The sequence below is a fragment of the Desulfogranum japonicum DSM 18378 genome, from assembly GCF_000429945.1.
Lineage (GTDB): Bacteria > Desulfobacterota > Desulfobulbia > Desulfobulbales > Desulfobulbaceae > Desulfogranum > Desulfogranum japonicum.
On record NZ_AUCV01000128.1, the window covers coordinates 1 to 1,214 of the forward strand.

Below are 1,214 nucleotides of genomic sequence, written 5' to 3' on the forward strand. Positions count from 1 at the left end.
AAAGGTGACTCCTCAATTATGTTTTCTTGGTTGTTAACATTTTAAGGATATTACCTTTTTCATGACTTCTTTTCATCTACTTGCAAGATTTAGGTGCAATGTTCTCCATAAAACTTTTGCTCAGTCTAATTAGGATGGTGTACAGAAAAGTCTAATCCGTTCATAACCCAAAAAACGAGATTTTTTTACAAAATATTAACACATTACGAGGTCTTTTTGGTAAAAGAAACCGAGTGGAGCGCTTATACAGGGGTCCGGATGAACACATATTCTTGTGGAAGCTGGGAAGACATACAGATCTGTAGAATAACTTGTTGCCGAAGGCGAGAGCCGCTGCGCTCACTCTCGCCTCCGGCAACCACGCGGATGAGCTCCCGCACAGTGGATCGCCGTGTGTTCATCTGTAATTGTTTGTTCCATATTCGAGTGACTGCAGCGGCTCTCGCTCGACAACGTGGCGGATTGAGTAGTCGTGAACTTGCCGCTGGCTTGTTCACGCCGCTCTTCCGCGTGGTTAAATCTCTGAGGATAATTTGTCATATACACCGGAATACATAGATACAACTGCCGACTTAATTTTAAAAAAGACGAATTTGCTCAAGGCACTTATAGGTCAAAAGCTTTTATTCAGTTATGTAGTATGGGATATTGACGAAAATGAGTGATTTGTTGATGGGCCGGTTGTCCTAATTTTTGAAAAGACACAAATCGAACTATGCTGCAATAAGCTCGAAGAAATATCGATAACAAGTGGCGCAACAGATATTGAATCCAATCCAATCATACCATGGGACCCTAAGGGCCGTATGAATGGCAAAAAAACGCTTTAGAGGAAATCAATTGTGTTATCGACAGCGCTGTGGAAGAAATCAATATAATTGAATTTGAATTTACAACATGGCCTGTTGGTGAAAGCTCCAGTTCCCCTAATGCAAGTTCCAACTGGATTTTAAATGGTTTGGATTTTTATTTTTCTCAAGGTTTCTTTTCGTTCTTTAACGCATTAGATGAAAATGGCATCGCCAATAAAGAAACTCGAGATGTCAAAATACGAAAGTTCGATTTAAATGGAAAAATTGTGATTTAACAATTTGCTGCACGGGAGCGCAAAAAGCGCGCGCCAGGGCAATCGCATGGGTAATGTCAGCCAAACAATACCTTAGCAAGATAATTATTGTCCCACCCAGCTTTCTGACGTTTGATTTGAGTGCCGA

Annotated in this window: 1 protein-coding gene; it reads left to right on the top strand. The window is 40.9% G+C overall.

Annotated features, from left to right (window positions below; all coding sequences use genetic code 11):
* Window positions 1-859: 859 nt before the first annotated feature.
* Window positions 860-1,087: a hypothetical protein gene (locus G493_RS0122730; protein WP_028582196.1), complete on the top strand. Its 228-nt coding sequence runs from the start codon at window positions 860-862 to the stop codon at window positions 1,085-1,087.
* Window positions 1,088-1,214: the final 127 nt, after the last annotated feature.